This is a genomic window from Micromonospora sonchi, from assembly GCF_014646235.1.
In the GTDB taxonomy this organism is placed as follows: domain Bacteria; phylum Actinomycetota; class Actinomycetes; order Mycobacteriales; family Micromonosporaceae; genus Micromonospora; species Micromonospora sonchi.
Genome location: NZ_BMNB01000099.1, coordinates 1 through 667, shown reverse-complemented (window position 1 = coordinate 667; position 667 = coordinate 1). Strand labels below are relative to the sequence as shown.

Genomic DNA, 667 nt, shown 5'->3' with positions numbered 1-667 from the left:
GCAACCACGTCCGGAATTTCGAGTCCTGCCCGTATGCCTCGTCCGCGGTGACCCACTTCGCTGGCAGGCCGGCGGCGATGGCACGTTGAATCATCCGCAGGCCCAGCGTGGGCTTTGTTCCGCAGGCCCAGCGTGGGCTTTGTGGCGAACTCGACGCTCGCGGCGACGCCGGCTTCGGCACGGCGAGCGGGGTCGTCGCACCAGCCGCGGGGCAGATACAACTCCCGGTCGATCAATGTCCGTCCGGCCGGGCTGGTGTAGGCGAGGAACACCCCGAGCTGGCAGTTCTCCGTCCGTCCCGCCGTGCCGGAGTACTGGCGCTGCACCCCGGCCGACTTGACCCCCTTCTTCAGGAAGCCGGTCTCGTCGACGATCAGCACCCCGTCGTCGTGACCGAGGTGCTCGGACACGTAGGCGAACAGGTCATCGCGGACCGCGTCCGGGTCCCACGCTGATCGGTTGAGCAACCGCTGCATCCGATCCGGCGTCGCGTCGCCGGCGGCCTCGGCCAAGGTCCAGCCGTTCTTGGTCGCCAAGGGCGACAGCAACCCGACCAGGTAGGTCAGCGCCTGTCGGCGCGGCTCTGCGCGCCCGAAACGGTGCGCGAACCGAGCCAGCAGATCATCCAGACCCGCCCGCCAGCCCACAATCTCATCGATCAACACAA

Annotated in this window: 1 pseudogene; it reads right to left on the bottom strand. The window is 68.2% G+C overall.

The window, feature by feature from the left end:
* A pseudogene (locus IEY61_RS30930) lies at nucleotides 1–659 on the bottom strand (IS701 family transposase); the annotation flags it as partial.
* Nucleotides 660–667: the final 8 nt, after the last annotated feature.